Below are 16251 nucleotides of genomic sequence, written 5' to 3' on the forward strand. Positions count from 1 at the left end.
TAACTAATTTTTTAATGTTATTAATATACTACGCAGCCATGCTCACGCACACTGCTAAGTGCTGGATTAAAAGGGGTGATTTTCAGAGCTAAATAAAAAAAGCCAGTGACGAGGTCACCGGCCAAAAGAAGGCAATACGAAGGGAGTCGTACTGGCTGTTAAAACTTTTTCAGTATTCGCTATCTTAATAACGGCACATGAGATTCTAATGCCTGATAGTTCATCCATTGGTTTAATTGCTCTGGCCAGGTAATGGTTGGCTCGCAATATAAACCGCGTAATATAGAAAAATAAATAGCGCTATCAAGCAAGCTTAATGACGTTTTACCATTATTAATATTGAGCTGTTTTTCGGTGCCAATTAAAAATTCATTTACTTGTAAAACGATCTCAGGAGTTGATGCTATTAGGTTTACAAAGTTAAGCTCTGTTAATTGCTTGTTATCTTCCCACGCTATGCGGCTAGATTCTGTTTTAAACTCTTTTAAATCAAGTAATGGCCAGCGCGGCAAACCAATTTGCAATAAAGGCGCAAACGAGCCACCTTGCCACTCAATAGCCCCTTGCGTTGGCTTGTTTGATTCGCTAGAGCCAGCAAGTTCAATAAACAGGCTAATAATTTCGTTACTTTCACCCATAACAGTGCCGTCATCTTTTTCAAGAATAGGTACCATTTTTTTACCAATTAGTTTTGTTGGTGTTTCAGTGTCGTCGTAATCAAGTACAACGTCATCAAGCTTAATGCCTAATTTACCTGCTACATATTTAACACGCGCACAAAAAGGACAATGAGAGTAACTGTATAGTTTCATAATTAATTAAAGCCTAAAGCGGGGTAAGTACCTATGCCCGTAAGATACCCAAATAGTCAGCGCAGAAAAACCGCATTTAGGTTGAAACTTTATCTTGTAAAAATTGATAATCACGCTTTAAAAAGTAAATAAAATAAAAAAACACGCCATAAAGGCGTGCTTAATTTACACATTATAGTTAGCGCCCTATTACGCCCTCAGCTAAAGGTTTAAATCTAAATATATAATAAGGTGCTTTATTTTGAGCATTGCCGTTATTAAGTTGTGCCGAAAGCGGCAATTGCGCAGCGCCGGTGTACATGTAACCCTCTGGTCCAATGCTTACACCATCAGGCCAAATCATGTTTTTATCGTACGTGTAATCACGGTACGTACGTGTTTTGGCATCAATAACACCCACAGTACGCTCACCCACTATGGTTAAATATAAATTATCATCAGCATCAATACTTAAACCACCGTTTACTGGTTTTTGTGCGTATTGCTCTACACGTTCGCCTAGTTGTTTATCGGTTAATTGCTCGTTAGCAATGTCGGCCATTTTAATACGGTAAACATACTTTTTATTAAGCGGAGCAAAGTAAAGCCATTGCTGCGCGTTATCAAGCACAATGCCATCGGCCCCAATAAAGGCATTAAGTTGCTTTTGGTTATCAGTCCCTTCATCAATCATTATTGGCATTGTGTAATCGGGTAATGCACTTTCGTGACCTTGCAGTACTCGCCGGCTCTTACCTGTTTTAGTATTAACGATAATAAGGGCGGCTTGCTTGCCATTTCCGCCATCTGCAATACCTTCATCAGCAATCACCAATGTATTGTATTTGCTCGATATAGCTAAATCATTAAGTTGAGATTGAGCAACCGATATAGGGCTAGGTAAATAAATAATTTTATTAAGTTTATTGTTTAGCGCATCCCATGCTATCAGCTTTGGCGTAATACGCGGCTGCGCCTGGCCTGAGTCGAGTATCCAAACGTTACCTCTGTCATCAGCCCTTACCCCTAATACCCAATTTAAATAGTTAGCGGGATTTTTTAAGCTGCCATCACTTTTATAAGGAGTTTGTATTTGCGCATTAGGAAATGGCACTACCTCACCACTTTTTAAAAGCTCCCCCACCTTTACTTTTGGGTTATAAAAGGGGTGATAACTAAAAATAAAGCGCTTGTTTTGTGTATACGTAATACCGCCCACAGCACCGTCGGTTTGTGCGTAAACCTCAGCGGGTACCGTGTCATTTGCAAAAGCCGAGGCACTTATTAGCAAGGCTATAGCGCTTAGCCCTAATTTAGATTTATTTAAAAACATAATTTGCCCTACTTTTGCTTAATGTAATTAGCTGTGCCGTCTATCCAGTCTTGTCGAGCTGGGGCAAAAAAATCAATATCTACCGTATCTTGGGTAAAGTGAAATTCGTGCGGTACATTGGCCGGTATCACCATCATGTCACCCGCTTTCATAAGATATTGTTTACCACCAGAAAACACTTTAGCCTCGCCTGACATGATCCACGTCACTTGTTCATTCGGGTGTTTATGAAGCGGTACTTTGCCGCCTTTTTTAGCCACCCATTTTACAAACGTAGATTGCGTACCATGAAAATATTGACGTGTTAAATATGGACCCATTTGCTCTTTGGGTTGGCTGTCGAGATTAAGTAAAAAAGGGGCGTTGGTAATGTGCTGATTATAACTATCCATTATGCCCATTTGGGGTGCAGGCGTTATTTGCTGTTCAAGTTTACTTTGCGCTGCCCATACGCCACTGCTTGTTAAAGCAGTTGCTAGTAAAAGCGTGTTAATTTTCATAGTTTCACCTAAATAATAAACTGTGTGCGGTTGCACTGACTATTTAGGCAAAGTTTACAGGCTTAGGATTTTTGAAAAAGCCGCCTAGGTAAGAAACATTTTCAAATAAAAACGAGTAATTAATTACTTATTACAAAATAAAAACCCAGCAATAAAGCTGAGTTTTACTTAGGTAATGCTTAAAAACGCTTAACTGACCTTTAATTCTTGCATTTGTATGTACTGTACTAAGTCTTCAATCGTTACCACTGTCATGCTGTGTTTATTAGCATAATCACTTACCTGTGGTAAACGCGCCATGGTGCCATCAGGATTAGTGAGTTCACAAATAACCCCAAACGGTTTTAAACCAGCCAGCTGCATTAAATCAACAGATGCCTCGGTGTGGCCGCGGCGAACTAAAACCCCACCTGTTTGTGCTTTTAAGCCAAATACATGGCCTGGGCGCGATAAATCACTGGGTTTGGCGCTATCGGCTGTGGCGGCTTTAATCGTTGTTACTCGATCGGCTGCCGATACGCCGGTTGTAACACCGTGTTTAGCCTCTATTGTGACTGTGTAGGCTGTATTATTTTGGCTGGTGTTGTGAGTTACCATTTGCGGTAGCTCGAGCTGCTTAATACGCTCATCGCCCATACACAGGCACACAATACCGCTGCCTTCGCGGATCATTTCCGCCATTTGTTGGGTGGTTAAATGCTCGGCAGAAAAAACAAAATCACCTTCGTTTTCGCGGTTCTCGTCATCAACAACAAGTACGCCTTGGCCTTGCTGCAAAGCAGCTATGGCGCTTTCTACGCGGGTGTGGCTTTCGCCAAATTGGCTAAGTAAAGACTGAATCATTATTATATTCCACATAAAAATAAATAGATTCAGGACACTGAAAGGCATGGCAAAACACACAAACTAAATTGCGCACTTTTTGCCACTAAACAGCTTATACCAATCCGCTTAATTAAGTGATTTATTTTGAGGTTGGAAAAACGTGTCGCTCAAAATGATTAAGTATTATTGCGAATTGGTATTAAACACGCAGCCACAGGCCACGTGTTTGCATACGCTACAAGCTATATTCTCTTTCATCCGGACTATAACCGTCGGCTCTGGCATCTCACCAGATCTGCTTGACCTTTATTTAATACATTAAAAAACGATTATTAAATAAAGCGCTCGCGGGCTCGTTTTATTCAAAAACTAATGAGTAAAACATACCGCCGGTGGGGAATTTCACCCCGCCCTGAGAATGTACCGTGAACTTATCTGTTCACGGCCTGCGCATTATACGCGTGTATTTATACGTTATTCAAAAATAAACGTTAAATAAGTTCAGTGTTTAGTGAGGCATTGAGTACGTTACCTTGGTTAATATCGGCCGTGAGTGAGCATTTTGCGCCATTAACTAAGTTTAAATTTGGCTGCACATGGCCAATATCAGCATCTATTATTACCGGGAATAAACACCCACCCAATGCCACATCTAGCGCATGGCGGTAATCAAATGCATCGTGATGACTTTGTGTTATTTCGCTGCGCCCTAAAATAAGGCCGTTAATATCATCAAATACACCGGCAAGTTTGAGCGACAGTAAAAATCGTGCCACGGTTGTAGGGGTAAGCTCTGAATTTTCTAGGTATAAAATTAGCCCTTCGTTCGCACTGTGTTTTTTAAAGTCGTGCAATGCTAAAAATGGCGAATCCAGCAATAATCCTACCGTATCAAGGCAACCGCCAAATAAGCGCCCAGACATCTCTATTGTGCGCTCATCGGTGTAATTGAGGCACTGCCACTGGGTAGGCTCGCTTGGCGCTAGCAGCTCATCGGGGTTTTGTGCGTAATTGGGTTTATTTTTTTGATAATAAGCAGAAGGTCCTTGCTCAAATTTACTTCCCGACTCGTAGGTAATGGTTTCAAAAATTTGTAAGCTGTAGGGGTTTGTTTCATCAGGGTGAAGCTGCATTAGGTTGGCACTATGAAGTGTTGCCCATTGGCACTTAGCCGTAAGTGCACAGGCAATTGTGCTCACATCAGAAAAGCCCACCAGCCATTTAGGTTTGGCCTCTTTTATGGCGTTAAAATCGAGCAGTGGCAAAATTTCCATTGCCAGCTCTCCGCCCATTGGCGGCATAATGGCGGCAACCTCATCGTCTAGCAAAAAGCCCATTAATTGCTTAGCATGCGCTTTTGCATCTAATTCATCGCGGGGTTTATTTTGGCGTAAAAACTCCCCTTCTACTACCTCGTAACCACGGTGTTTTAAACCGTCTATCACTCTATCTAATCGTGCATGGTATTTTTCTTTTAAGCCCGACGAAAGCGAGCAAATAGCAATTTTAGAGCCTACTTTTAAAGGCGCTGGATAAAGTATATTAGCCATGAATGTTCCTTTTAATAAAGTGATTCCACTGTGTAAAAGCCGTTATGCATTTACACATTACCTATATGAATGTACCTATATCAACACGCACAGTCTTTATGCAATATGAATAAGCGTAGAGTGTGTTTAGCATTTATGCAGTCACCATTTTATTTATAAATTTTTTAACGGGTAATGGCGCGCGCTTTTTATAGCAATCTACTAATGCCAATCCGTTTAATTAAATAATCTATTTTGAGGGGTGGTGTTATATATGCGGTTTATGAGGGTAAGTTGGCATTAGCTAGTTTTTAGGCATAAAAAAACCGATGCAATTGCATCGGTTTTTGCTAGTACATTACTGTGAGCTAAATATTAAAGATACTCAACGTCAATGATTTCGTACTCAACGTCGCCTTTAGGCGTTTTAATGGTCACAGCATCATCTGTTTGTTTACCAATTAAACCGCGCGCAATCGGTGAGTTAACAGAAATTAAGTTACTTTTAATATCTGCTTCGTCATCACCCACAATACGGTAGGTCACTTCGGCATCTGTTTCTACATTTACAATAGTGACAGTAGTACCAAAAATAACTTTACCTGTATTAGGCATTTTAGTTACGTCAATAATTTGCACATTTGAAAGCTTAGCTTCAATTTCTTGAATACGGCCTTCACAAAAACCCTGTTGCTCACGCGCAGCGTGGTATTCAGCGTTTTCTTTTAAGTCACCATGTTCACGTGCAATCGCAATATCATTTACGATTTTAGGACGGGTAACTGTTTTTAATTCGTTAAGCTCTTCGCGCAGTAACTCTGCGCCACGAACTGTCATCGGAATTGATTGCATACTTTTCTCACTTAACACCAAGGCCTAGTGGCCTTGGTACATTTCCTTAGTTCAATCGCTGGTGTAGCTCTTGAACTGACGTCACTTTACTACGGTCGTCCGCTTGGTTAGCAGTACAGTTAGCAAATGCCGCGTTCAAGGTTGTCGTGTAGTTGGTTTTGTTTTGCAATGCACCACGACGCAACACCTTCGAATCTTCGATCGCTTGGCGACCTTCGGTGGTATTTACGATATAGCTGTACTCTTTATTCTTGATGTTATCAAGAATATGCGGGCGGCCTTCATATACTTTGTTTACACGGCGTACTTCAATACCGGCCTCTTTTAAAGCCTCTGCTGTGCCACCTGTTGCATCAATTTCAAAACCAAGGTCTGTCATGGTTTTAGCAAGTTCTACAACACGAGACTTATCGCTGTTACGTACAGATAGTAACGCGCGACCACCGCGTGGTAAAGTGTTGCTTGCACCTAATTGTGCTTTTGCGAACGCTTCGGCGAAAGTATCGCCAACACCCATCACTTCACCTGTAGAGCGCATCTCTGGGCCACGGATAGGATCCACACCTTGGAACTTAGCAAACGGTAAAACAACTTCTTTAACGCTGTAATACGGTGGAATTACTTCTTTAGTAATGCCTTGGCTTGCTAAAGACTGACCCGCCATACAACGCGCGGCTACTTTTGCAAGTGCAATACCGGTCGCTTTAGATACAAACGGTACAGTACGCGCCGCACGTGGATTCACTTCAATTAAGTACACTTTGCCATCTTTTACAGCAAATTGTGTATTCATTAAGCCCACTACGCCAAGCTCAAGCGCCATATCGGTTACTTGTTTGCGCATAACATCTTGCACTTCTTGTGATAAAGAGTGTGCAGGTAATGAACACGCTGAGTCACCCGAGTGAACACCCGCTTGCTCAATGTGCTCCATTATGCCGCCAATAATTACTTGCTCGCCGTCACAAATTGCATCAACGTCCACTTCGATTGCGTTATCTAAGAAGTGATCAAGTAGTACCGGCGCTTCATTTGAAGCTTGTACCGCTTCGGTCATGTAACGACGTAAGTCTTGCTCATCGTAAACAATTTCCATTGCACGGCCACCCAGTACGTACGATGGACGCACAACCAGTGGGAAGCCAATTTCACCTGATTTAAGTAATGCTTCTTCAGTTGATGTAACTGTTGCGTTTTCTGGTTGTAGTAAATCAAGACGCTCTACTAACTGTTGGAAACGCTCACGGTCTTCTGCGCGGTCAATCGCATCTGGTGAAGTACCAATTACTGGCACACCATTCGCTTCAAGTTCACGTGCTAGTTTAAGTGGTGTTTGGCCACCGTACTGTACAATCACACCTTTTGGTTTTTCAACACGTACAATTTCTAATACGTCTTCAAGTGTAATTGGTTCAAAGAATAGACGGTCAGAGGTATCGTAATCTGTAGAAACCGTTTCAGGGTTACAGTTAACCATGATGGTCTCATAGCCGTCTTCACGTAATGCAAGGGCTGCGTGTACACAACAGTAGTCAAACTCAATGCCTTGGCCGATACGGTTAGGACCGCCGCCAATAACCATGATTTTGTCTTTGTCTGACGGGTTCGCTTCACACTCTTCATCGTACGTTGAGTACATGTAAGCTGTGTCTGAGCTAAATTCGGCAGCACAGGTATCAACACGCTTGTACACAGGTACAATGTTTAACTGATGACGCTTTTTGCGAATTTCGGCTTCAGATACACCAGCAATTTCAGCAATACGTGGGTCGGCGAAGCCTTTACGCTTAAGTTTACGTAAAAACTCTGCATTTAAGCCGGCCATGCCACCTTCAGCGATTTTAGCTTCGTCTTTTAAAATGTCTTCTATTTGTACTAAGTACCAAGGGTCAACTTTGGTAAGTTCAAATACTTCTTCTACGCTCATCCCGTGGCGCATTGCATCGGCAATGTACCAAATACGCTCAGCGCCTGGCTCGCGTAGTTCACGGATGATTTTTTCGCGCGCTTTCGGGTCATCAAGTGCCACAATTGGGTTAAAGCCCGTTGCGCCTACTTCAAGACCGCGTAATGCTTTGTGTAACGATTCTTGCTGGTTACGACCAATCGCCATTACTTCGCCCACTGATTTCATTTGCGTTGTTAAGCGGTCGTTCGCGCCAGCAAATTTTTCAAAGTTAAAGCGAGGAATTTTTGTTACTACGTAGTCGATTGATGGCTCAAATGACGCTGGTGTTTTACCACCTGTAATGTCGTTTTGAAGTTCATCTAACGTGTAACCAATTGCTAACTTAGCGGCAATTTTAGCAATAGGGAAACCCGTTGCTTTAGATGCCAGTGCTGATGAGCGAGATACACGTGGGTTCATCTCAATGATAACCATACGGCCATCATCAGGGTTTACACCAAACTGTACGTTTGAACCACCGGTTTCAACACCAATTTCACGCAGTACCGCCATAGAGGCATTACGCATTAATTGGTATTCTTTGTCGGTTAAAGTTTGTGCTGGTGCAACGGTGATTGAATCACCAGTGTGTACACCCATTGGGTCAAAGTTTTCGATAGAACATACAATGATACAGTTGTCTTTTTTGTCGCGAACAACTTCCATTTCATATTCTTTCCAGCCAATCAGTGATTCATCAATCAACAACTCACTTGTTGGTGATAAATCTAGGCCGCGCTCACAGATTTCGTTAAATTCTTCCATGTTGTAAGCCACACCGCCACCGGTGCCGCCCATAGTGAAAGAAGGACGAATAATACACGGAAAACCAATACGTGTTAGCGTATCGTGTGCTTCATCCATAGAGTGAGCAATTTCAGCACGTGGACATTCAAGGCCAATGTTTTTCATGGCTACGTCAAAACGTTCACGGTTCTCTGCTTTGTCGATTGCATCGGCGGTTGCGCCAATAAGCTCAACGCCGTGTTTAGCCAGTACGCCGTGCTTATCTAAATCAAGTGCACAGTTTAATGCCGTTTGACCACCCATTGTTGGTAGTACTGCATCTGGCTTTTCTTTTTCAATAATTTTTTCTACCACTTCCCAATGAATAGGCTCGATGTACGTTGCATCGGCCATTTCTGGGTCAGTCATGATAGTCGCTGGGTTTGAGTTAACTAATATAACTCTAAAGCCTTCTTCTCTAAGTGCTTTACACGCTTGAGCACCAGAGTAATCAAATTCACAAGCTTGACCAATTACAATTGGGCCTGCGCCTAAGATAAGAATGCTTTTTAAATCGGTACGTTTTGGCATTTTTACTCCAGTTAAATTAGTTATTACGCGCTTGCATCAGGTCGATGAAGTGGTCAAATAATGGGGCTGCATCGTGCGGGCCTGGGCTTGCTTCTGGGTGACCTTGGAAGCTAAACGCTGGCTTATCAGTACGATGAATACCTTGTAGTGTTCCATCAAATAACGATTTGTGCGTGGCACGTAAGTTACTTGGTAGTGTGTCTTCATCGGCAGCAAAACCGTGGTTTTGTGCGGTGATCATAACTACATCGCGGTCTAAGTCTTTTACTGGGTGGTTACCACCGTGGTGGCCAAATTTCATTTTTACTGTTTTAGCACCTGAGGCCAGTGCTAATAATTGATGCCCTAAACAAATACCAAAAATTGGTGTGTCGGTTTCTAAAAAGGTTTTAATTGCATCAATAGCGTAAGTACATGGCTCGGGATCGCCAGGACCATTAGATAAGAAGATACCATCTGGGTTTAAAGCAAGTACATCGGCGGCTGAGGTTTGCGCTGGTACAACGGTTAATTTACAACCGCGATCAACTAGCATACGTAAAATATTACGTTTAACACCGAAGTCGTAGGCTACTACATGAAACTTTTCATCATCGCTGCTAAGGGTTTTAAATCCTTGGCCTAATGTCCAGCTTGATTCGCGCCACTCAAAATTTTCCTTGGTTGAGACAACTTTTGCTAAATCCATACCTTTTAAACCTGGGAAGGTTTGCGCGGCTTGTAACGCTTTGTTTTCGTCTAACTCGTCACCGGCAATAATACAGCCGTTTTGTGCGCCTTTGTCGCGCAAAATACGGGTAAGCTTTCTGGTGTCGATGTCCGCAATACCTAAAATATTACGTTGTTTTAAGTAATCATCTAACGATTGCTCGTTACGAAAGTTACTTGCTAGCAGTGGCAAATCACGGATCACTAGGCCTTTAGCCCAAATTTGATTCGCTTCTTCGTCTTCGCTGTTGGTACCCGTATTGCCGATATGTGGGTACGTCAAAGTTACGATTTGTTCCGCGTATGATGGATCAGTCAAAATTTCTTGATAACCAGTCATAGACGTATTGAATACTACTTCACCGACTGACATGCCGTCAGCGCCGATTGCAGTACCGCGAAACACTGTGCCGTCTTCTAGGACTAACAGAGCGGATTTAGTCAAGTTAAACCTCCTAACAGTAAAAAACGGGAGTAAGCAAATGCTTAACACCCCGCCAATACCCAGAGGGATCGTCAAAACCAGATTTTTTTGTGAGCTTAAATTGTTTTACGCAGTCTTAAATGATGCCGATATAAAACGCTAAACCTTCAATCATTTTTCTTGCCTAAAACTCTTTTCATTCCCACTGAAACCCCTGGTTTTACTAGCCACTTGGGTATAATTGGAAACACGCATTTAGTAATTTTTGGCAAATTGGCTGCATTCTACATGAAGATGCTATTTAGGTCTAACGTTATTTAGATAAATACTACAAATAAGTCGCTTTAGGCAAAAATAGACCCAAACAGCTAAAAAAGTAACTAAACTACTTCAGATCTAGCACATCTTGCATATCATAAAGTCCTGCTGGTTTATTTTGTAACCACTGCGCAGCCCTTATAGCTCCTAATGCAAAGGTCATTCGCGAACTTGCTTTATGGGTTAATTCAAGCCTTTCGCCCATAGTTGCGAAATAGGCGGTGTGTTCACCTACTATGTCCCCGCCTCTTAGTACTGAATAGCCAATTTCATTTTGCGATTTTGCGGTTTCTACTTGGCTGCGGTCGTATACCGCTACTTCATCGTGATCCCACCCTTTAGCCTGTGCAATAGATTCACCAATGGCTAATGCTGTGCCCGATGGCGCATCTATTTTATGACGATGATGCGCTTCAAAAACTTCTATATCTAGGTCGTCACCAAATTTAGTGGCTGCTGTTTGCACTAGGTTAAGTAGCACATTAACGCCAACGCTGTAGTTACGCGCAAACACAATAGGAATATGTTTAGCAGCATTTTCTAATAATGCCATGTCTTCGCTAGTTAAACCTGTGGTGCCTATAACCATAGGCAGTTTTTTATCCATCGCTGTTTTTAAGTGATTGCGCATACCTGCAGGTAACGTAAAGTCGATAAGTACATCAACATCAGCAACCTTGCTCTCGTCGCTAAAGCTAATGGCTTTGTCGGCTGCACTGTTTACTTGATTTACATTAATACCCAATAACGATGAGCTGCTGCGAACATACGCACCACCAAGTTGTGTTTGCTCTTTAATTGTCGCGGCTTCTAATAGGGCTAAGCCCATTCTGCCGTTAGCACCAAAAACACCTATTCGATTCATTGTTATTGCCTTAATCTGATTTAGTTGGATCTGTTGTTGCGTACCCTGACTAATTTGCCGACCTAAACTTGCTTTGAGCAATTATTAGCCACATATAATCGCACACCGGTAGATATTATCTAAAAGTCGTGCAATAGTCAGGTAAGCCCTTAATTAAATAATAATAACAATACCAGTTTACTTTAGCCATCTATACATTTAAACTTCTCTTTCGCGTCGATTTGGTCTTTGGCTTGCGGGCGCTGTGGTCATCTACTTTTCAATTAAAGAGTGATCTACTAAATTCAGCTAAAAGAGGAGTTTTGGCTGTGGTCATATTAACTGGTTATGAGGAATAAAATGCAGCCAACATTTAATAAAAACAAAGCAATTCTATCTTTGCTTCCCCTTCTTACCTTTGTAGCCCTTTTTTTAGGCTCAGGTTTATATTTACAATCGCAAGGGGTTGATTACGCTTTTTACCAGCTCCCAGCGCCGGTTGCTATACTACCCGCTATTATGCTTGCCTTTATTTTAAACAAAGGCACTGTAAACCAATGTGTTGAAACCTTTATTAAAGGCGCAGGACACAACAACATTATTACCATGTGTTTAATTTATTTACTTGCTGGTGCATTTTCGGCAGTAGCAAGTGCCACCGGTGGTGTGGATGCGGTTGTAAACGCTGGCTTGTCACTTATTCCCCCGTCGCTGTTATTACCTGGGCTATTTTTAATTGCTGCGGTTGTCTCTACTGCAATGGGTACATCAATGGGTACCATTGGTGCTATAGGGCCAATTGCTTATGCGGTATCCGTTAAAACAGGCATCGACCCTGCCCTAATGGCCGGTACTATAGTATCGGGCGCAATGTTTGGTGATAACCTTTCTATTATTTCAGACACAACCATTGCTGCAACGCGTACGCAAGGCTGTGAAATGAAAGACAAGTTTAAAGAAAACTTAAAAATAGCGGTTCCTGCTGCCGTATTAACCATTGCTTTGCTGCTTTATTTAACACCTGCTCCACAAGCTGTAGAAACTAAAGATTTTGATTTATTATTAGTGCTGCCTTATGCCTTTATTTTAGTATTGGCTGTAGCCGGTATGAACGTGTTTGTGGTGCTATTTAGCGGTATTGTATTTGCTGCGCTAATGGGCTTTACCGGCAGCTACGAAGGCGCAAGCTTTGTAAAAGATATTTACAAAGGCTTTACCGATATGCAGGAAATATTTTTACTTTCTATGTTTATTGGTGGCTTATCTGAATTCATTCGTATTAACGGCGGCCTTGATTTTCTGGCACAAAAAATTCAAGCCATTACAAAAGTGATTGCCAAGTGGCACCGCAAAGTAGCTGATCAGCTAGGTATAGCTGCGTTGGTATTAACCAGTAACGTGTGTATAGCCAATAACACGGTATCCATTATTGTTGCAGGCCCTATTGCTAAAAAACTTGCTGATGATGGCGAAATAAGTGGTAAACGCTCTGCAAGTTTACTCGATATTTTTGCTTGTGTTACGCAAGGCTCACTGCCCTATGGTGCTCAAGCATTACTGTTAGGTGCTACGTTTAAAATTAGCCCGTGGGAAGTATCAACGTCATCTTACTACTGCTTTATTTTAGCCTTTACTGCCATTGCCGTTATTTGTTTGCGCCGCAATAAAGCCTGAATTTTGTGCAAAACCATATGTTGCAGCTTAATAAATAAGCTGCAACATATGTTAAAATAATAATCTACAAATCAATACCTTGTGCTATAATGCGCGCTTTCGCGTGTCACTAAAGTTATAGTTAAATATAGATTATGAAATTTAAAAAAATACTTCCCCTCGTTACCCTTACGTCAATCGCTTTATCATCTTCTGCCCTTGCTGCTAATTGGAGCAGTACCGCATTACATGTTAATAATGGCGACCAAAAAAACCCATTTACCAAGCAAGAATCAGACACTACTGTTTACTCGCTGCAACATGCATCGGGCTATGATTACGGTGATAACTTTTTCTTTATTGATTACAGTAAAGACGATACAACCGACGGCTACCAAGATAGCGACTTTTACGGCGAATGGTATTCAACGCTAAGCTTATCGGCTATTAGCGGTGAGAAAATTGGCGCTGGTGCATTATTAGATGTAGGCCTTACTGGCGGAATTAACGTTGCCGGCGATGCCAAAATGATGAAATACCTACCGGGTGTTAAATTAAGCTGGGATGTACCTGGGTTCAACTTTTTTCAAACACTTGTCACTGCCTATATTGATGACAGTGAAGGCGTAGCAAAAGGCGGTGCCCCTATTGAAACTAACAGCTGGATGTTTGATGTAGCCTTTGAATACCCGTTTACCGTAGGCTCGCAAAAATTTAGCTTTAAAGGACACGCTGAGTACATTGCAGAGCGCGAAGATGAGTTTGGTAACGACGTAGAAGCGTGGATACTTGCACAGCCTATTTTAGTATGGGATATGGGCCACGCGTTAGAAATGAAAGAAAACACCCTATTACTGGGTATGGAACTGCAATACTGGCATAATAAGCTAGGCACTGAGGTCACTGAATCGGTTCCACAAATACACGTTGAGTGGACTTTTTAAGTCCATACAGTGTAAAACAGAGTCAACATTACTTTTAAACGGAGCACTTAAACAGTGCTCTTTTTTTGCCATGAAAACTATTTAATTGAACACCCTTTAATACTTAGTTATTGTCTTACTTTAATTAAAGCCGTGTGCTTGCCTTTAATAGGAGTAAGGAAATGCCAGCGATTAAAGTTATTTGTTTGTCTGCATTATTAGCCTTTACTAATAATGCATTTGCCAGAAGTACAGAACCCTCTAAAACCCTCTCTTACGATGCACTTTTAACAAATTACCAGTATGATTTTAAAGTAAATTATTTTGATATTGCTTCACAAAAGCAATCGCTAAAAATGGCGTATATTTATTTAAAACCCACGCAAAAAAATATGCCAACAGTGACGCTAATGCACGGTAAAAACTTTAATGCCGACTACTGGAGCCCCACAGCCCGTTACTTACAGTCGCTTGGGTTTGGGGTGCTGATCCCCGATCAAATTGGTTTTGGTAAGTCTTCAAAGCCCACTAACTATCAATATTCATTTGCGGCGCTTGCGCATCATACACATGCATTAATGGACTCGCTAAATCTTGAAAAGTCGATTGTTGTTGGCCACTCTATGGGGGGAATGCTAGCGAGCCGTTTTGCATTAATGTACCCAGATACAACCACTAAACTGATTTTGCTTAATCCAATAGGGCTTGAAAACTACTTACACTATGTAAAATACAAAGACACCAACTTTTTTTATAAAAATGAGCTTAACAAAACGCCCGAAGGTGTTAAAAAATACCAGCAAAAAAACTATTACGATGGTCAATGGAATACCCAGTATTCAGCATTAACCGACTTTATTACAGGGCAAATACAAGGCCCAGATAAAGAGCAAATTGCCTGGGTTAACGCTAAAACCTACGATATGATTTTTACCCAACCGGTGATCACTGAATTTAAAGACTTAACGGTGCCCGTTAAATTAATTATTGGTACGCGTGACAGAACAGGCCCTGGCCGAAACTGGAAAAAAGACGGGATAGATTATCAGCTGGGGCGTTACGACAAATTAGGGAAACACGCTGCTGCGCTTATTCCTGATGCGCAACTGTTTGAACTTGATAATTTAGGTCATTTACCGCAAGTAGAAGATTTTGAGCGATTTAAGGCAGTGTTTAAACAAGCACTAAGTGAGTAATAGCTTGATGCTTAATAAAATAAAGCCCCTGTAAGTAAACTGCTTACAGGGGCTTTTTATATAAAACTAATTTACAGCGTACATTGCGGGTTTTTACCCTGCGATTTAGCCGTACTTTGCTCGCTAAGAGCTTCGCTCATTTGCGCTTGTAGATTATTAATTCGATTGCTCGGTGCAGGGTGAGTAGATAAAAACTCAGGTGTGCTACCACTGCCTGCTGCGCTCATATTTTGCCAAAGCGTTACCGACTCTTGTGGGTTAAAGCCAGCCTGCGCCATTAAATCTAAGCCAATGGTATCGGCCTCTGATTCGTGTGAACGGCTAAACGGTAAAACTACGCCGTACTGCGCCCCTAAGCCTAAACCTTGCATAATTTCGTTGCGGTATTGTACGTTGCCCATTTCAAGCGCAGCGCTGCCTAATTGCATACCGGTATCTAAAATTGAGCTTTGCGATACACGCTCATTTGAATGCTCTGCTATAACGTGGCCCACTTCGTGCCCTAGTACGGTTGCAAGCTGATCTTGATTGGTGGCTATTTTTAATAACCCCGTATGAACACCTATATAGCCACCTGGTAATGCAAAGGCATTTGCCGACTCATCTTCAAATACCACGACTTCCCAATTTTGTGAGGCGTATTCTTTTGGTAAAACAGCCACGACCTTTTCAGCAATACAATTTACATACGCATTGGTTTTTGCATCTTTATTGATTGGCTGTGATTCCTTCATTTGAGCAAAACTTGCGGTGCCCATTTCACTCATTTGTTGATCTGAATACAGGGCTATTTGAGTACGCCCCGTAGGCGATGTTTTACAGCCGGCTAAAACTGCGGTTGCGAGTAAGGCAAGGGCTAGTTTTTTCATGGTGTTTCCTTCAAGTCTTTAATTTTTATTAGTTGTAGAATAGCAAACACAGTGCCAGTTTAGAATCTTTGCTCTTTATAACGCCACTTTTTATTTTTAATAAATAAATGACCTTGCCAGACAAACTAAGTTTATACCCTTGCATAGCCCTGTTACACTATAAGCCTTGTTTTAGTGAATGTTGAGTGACTACATGGACGCCTCGGCCTCGTCTTTTAATA

At 41.7% G+C, this 16251-nt stretch carries 13 protein-coding genes and 1 riboswitch; of the genes, 3 read left to right on the top strand and 10 right to left on the bottom strand.

The annotated features are described in order from the left end of the window. Positions 1 to 179: 179 nt before the first annotated feature. From grxB to dapB, 9 genes are all read right to left on the bottom strand, one after another. Entirely contained in the window at positions 180 to 812 is a 633-nt protein-coding gene (gene grxB, locus EJ103_RS09935) for a glutaredoxin 2 (RefSeq protein WP_126007479.1), read from the bottom strand. Between the two features lie 178 nt (positions 813 to 990). After that, on the bottom strand, positions 991 to 2124 hold the full coding sequence (locus EJ103_RS09940; RefSeq protein ID WP_126007481.1) for an L-dopachrome tautomerase-related protein: 1134 nt from the start codon (positions 2122 to 2124) through the stop codon (positions 991 to 993). A gap of 8 nt (positions 2125 to 2132) precedes the next feature. Next, complete coding sequence (locus EJ103_RS09945; RefSeq protein WP_029774290.1) at positions 2133 to 2624, bottom strand: cupin domain-containing protein; 492 nt, start codon at positions 2622 to 2624, stop codon at positions 2133 to 2135. A 189-nt stretch (positions 2625 to 2813) separates the two neighbouring features. Then, positions 2814 to 3467 (bottom strand): 3,4-dihydroxy-2-butanone-4-phosphate synthase, encoded by a 654-nt coding sequence (gene ribB, locus EJ103_RS09950; protein ID WP_126007483.1) that lies wholly within the window; start codon positions 3465 to 3467, stop codon positions 2814 to 2816. 224 nt (positions 3468 to 3691) lie between these two features. Then, positions 3692 to 3873: riboswitch (FMN riboswitch) on the bottom strand. A 67-nt stretch (positions 3874 to 3940) separates the two neighbouring features. Next, positions 3941 to 4999 (bottom strand): S66 peptidase family protein, encoded by a 1059-nt coding sequence (locus EJ103_RS09955; protein WP_126007485.1) that lies wholly within the window; start codon positions 4997 to 4999, stop codon positions 3941 to 3943. Positions 5000 to 5353: 354 nt separating this feature from the next. Next, positions 5354 to 5830, bottom strand: a complete 477-nt coding sequence (gene greA, locus EJ103_RS09960) for a transcription elongation factor GreA (RefSeq protein ID WP_126007487.1) — start codon at positions 5828 to 5830, stop codon at positions 5354 to 5356. Between the two features lie 46 nt (positions 5831 to 5876). Beyond that, positions 5877 to 9095, bottom strand: coding sequence for a carbamoyl-phosphate synthase large subunit (carB, locus tag EJ103_RS09965; protein ID WP_024033384.1), 3219 nt, complete (start codon positions 9093 to 9095; stop codon positions 5877 to 5879). A 16-nt stretch (positions 9096 to 9111) separates the two neighbouring features. Next, positions 9112 to 10248 (bottom strand): glutamine-hydrolyzing carbamoyl-phosphate synthase small subunit, encoded by a 1137-nt coding sequence (carA, locus tag EJ103_RS09970; RefSeq protein WP_004588094.1) that lies wholly within the window; start codon positions 10246 to 10248, stop codon positions 9112 to 9114. 364 nt (positions 10249 to 10612) lie between these two features. Beyond that, positions 10613 to 11410, bottom strand: coding sequence for a 4-hydroxy-tetrahydrodipicolinate reductase (gene dapB / locus EJ103_RS09975; protein WP_126007489.1), 798 nt, complete (start codon positions 11408 to 11410; stop codon positions 10613 to 10615). Positions 11411 to 11749: 339 nt separating this feature from the next. Here dapB and EJ103_RS09980 point away from each other — a divergent pair, with 339 nt between their 5' ends. The 3 genes from EJ103_RS09980 to EJ103_RS09990 all read left to right on the top strand — a co-directional run bounded on the left by EJ103_RS09980 (position 11750) and on the right by EJ103_RS09990 (position 15161). After that, positions 11750 to 13063 (top strand): Na+/H+ antiporter NhaC family protein, encoded by a 1314-nt coding sequence (locus EJ103_RS09980; protein WP_004588096.1) that lies wholly within the window; start codon positions 11750 to 11752, stop codon positions 13061 to 13063. Between the two features lie 134 nt (positions 13064 to 13197). Further along, on the top strand, positions 13198 to 13986 hold the full coding sequence (locus EJ103_RS09985; protein WP_096739431.1) for a nucleoside-binding protein: 789 nt from the start codon (positions 13198 to 13200) through the stop codon (positions 13984 to 13986). A gap of 161 nt (positions 13987 to 14147) precedes the next feature. Continuing rightward, positions 14148 to 15161 (top strand): alpha/beta hydrolase, encoded by a 1014-nt coding sequence (locus EJ103_RS09990; RefSeq protein WP_126007491.1) that lies wholly within the window; start codon positions 14148 to 14150, stop codon positions 15159 to 15161. A 71-nt stretch (positions 15162 to 15232) separates the two neighbouring features. Here the strand turns inward: EJ103_RS09990 and EJ103_RS09995 are convergent, their stop codons facing one another. Next, positions 15233 to 16030 (bottom strand): M48 family metallopeptidase, encoded by a 798-nt coding sequence (locus EJ103_RS09995; protein WP_004588099.1) that lies wholly within the window; start codon positions 16028 to 16030, stop codon positions 15233 to 15235. Positions 16031 to 16251 lie beyond the last annotated feature (221 nt).

Origin of the sequence: Pseudoalteromonas sp. Xi13 (genome assembly GCF_003952205.1) — a bacterium.
GTDB classification, from domain to species: Bacteria; Pseudomonadota; Gammaproteobacteria; order Enterobacterales; family Alteromonadaceae; genus Pseudoalteromonas; species Pseudoalteromonas atlantica.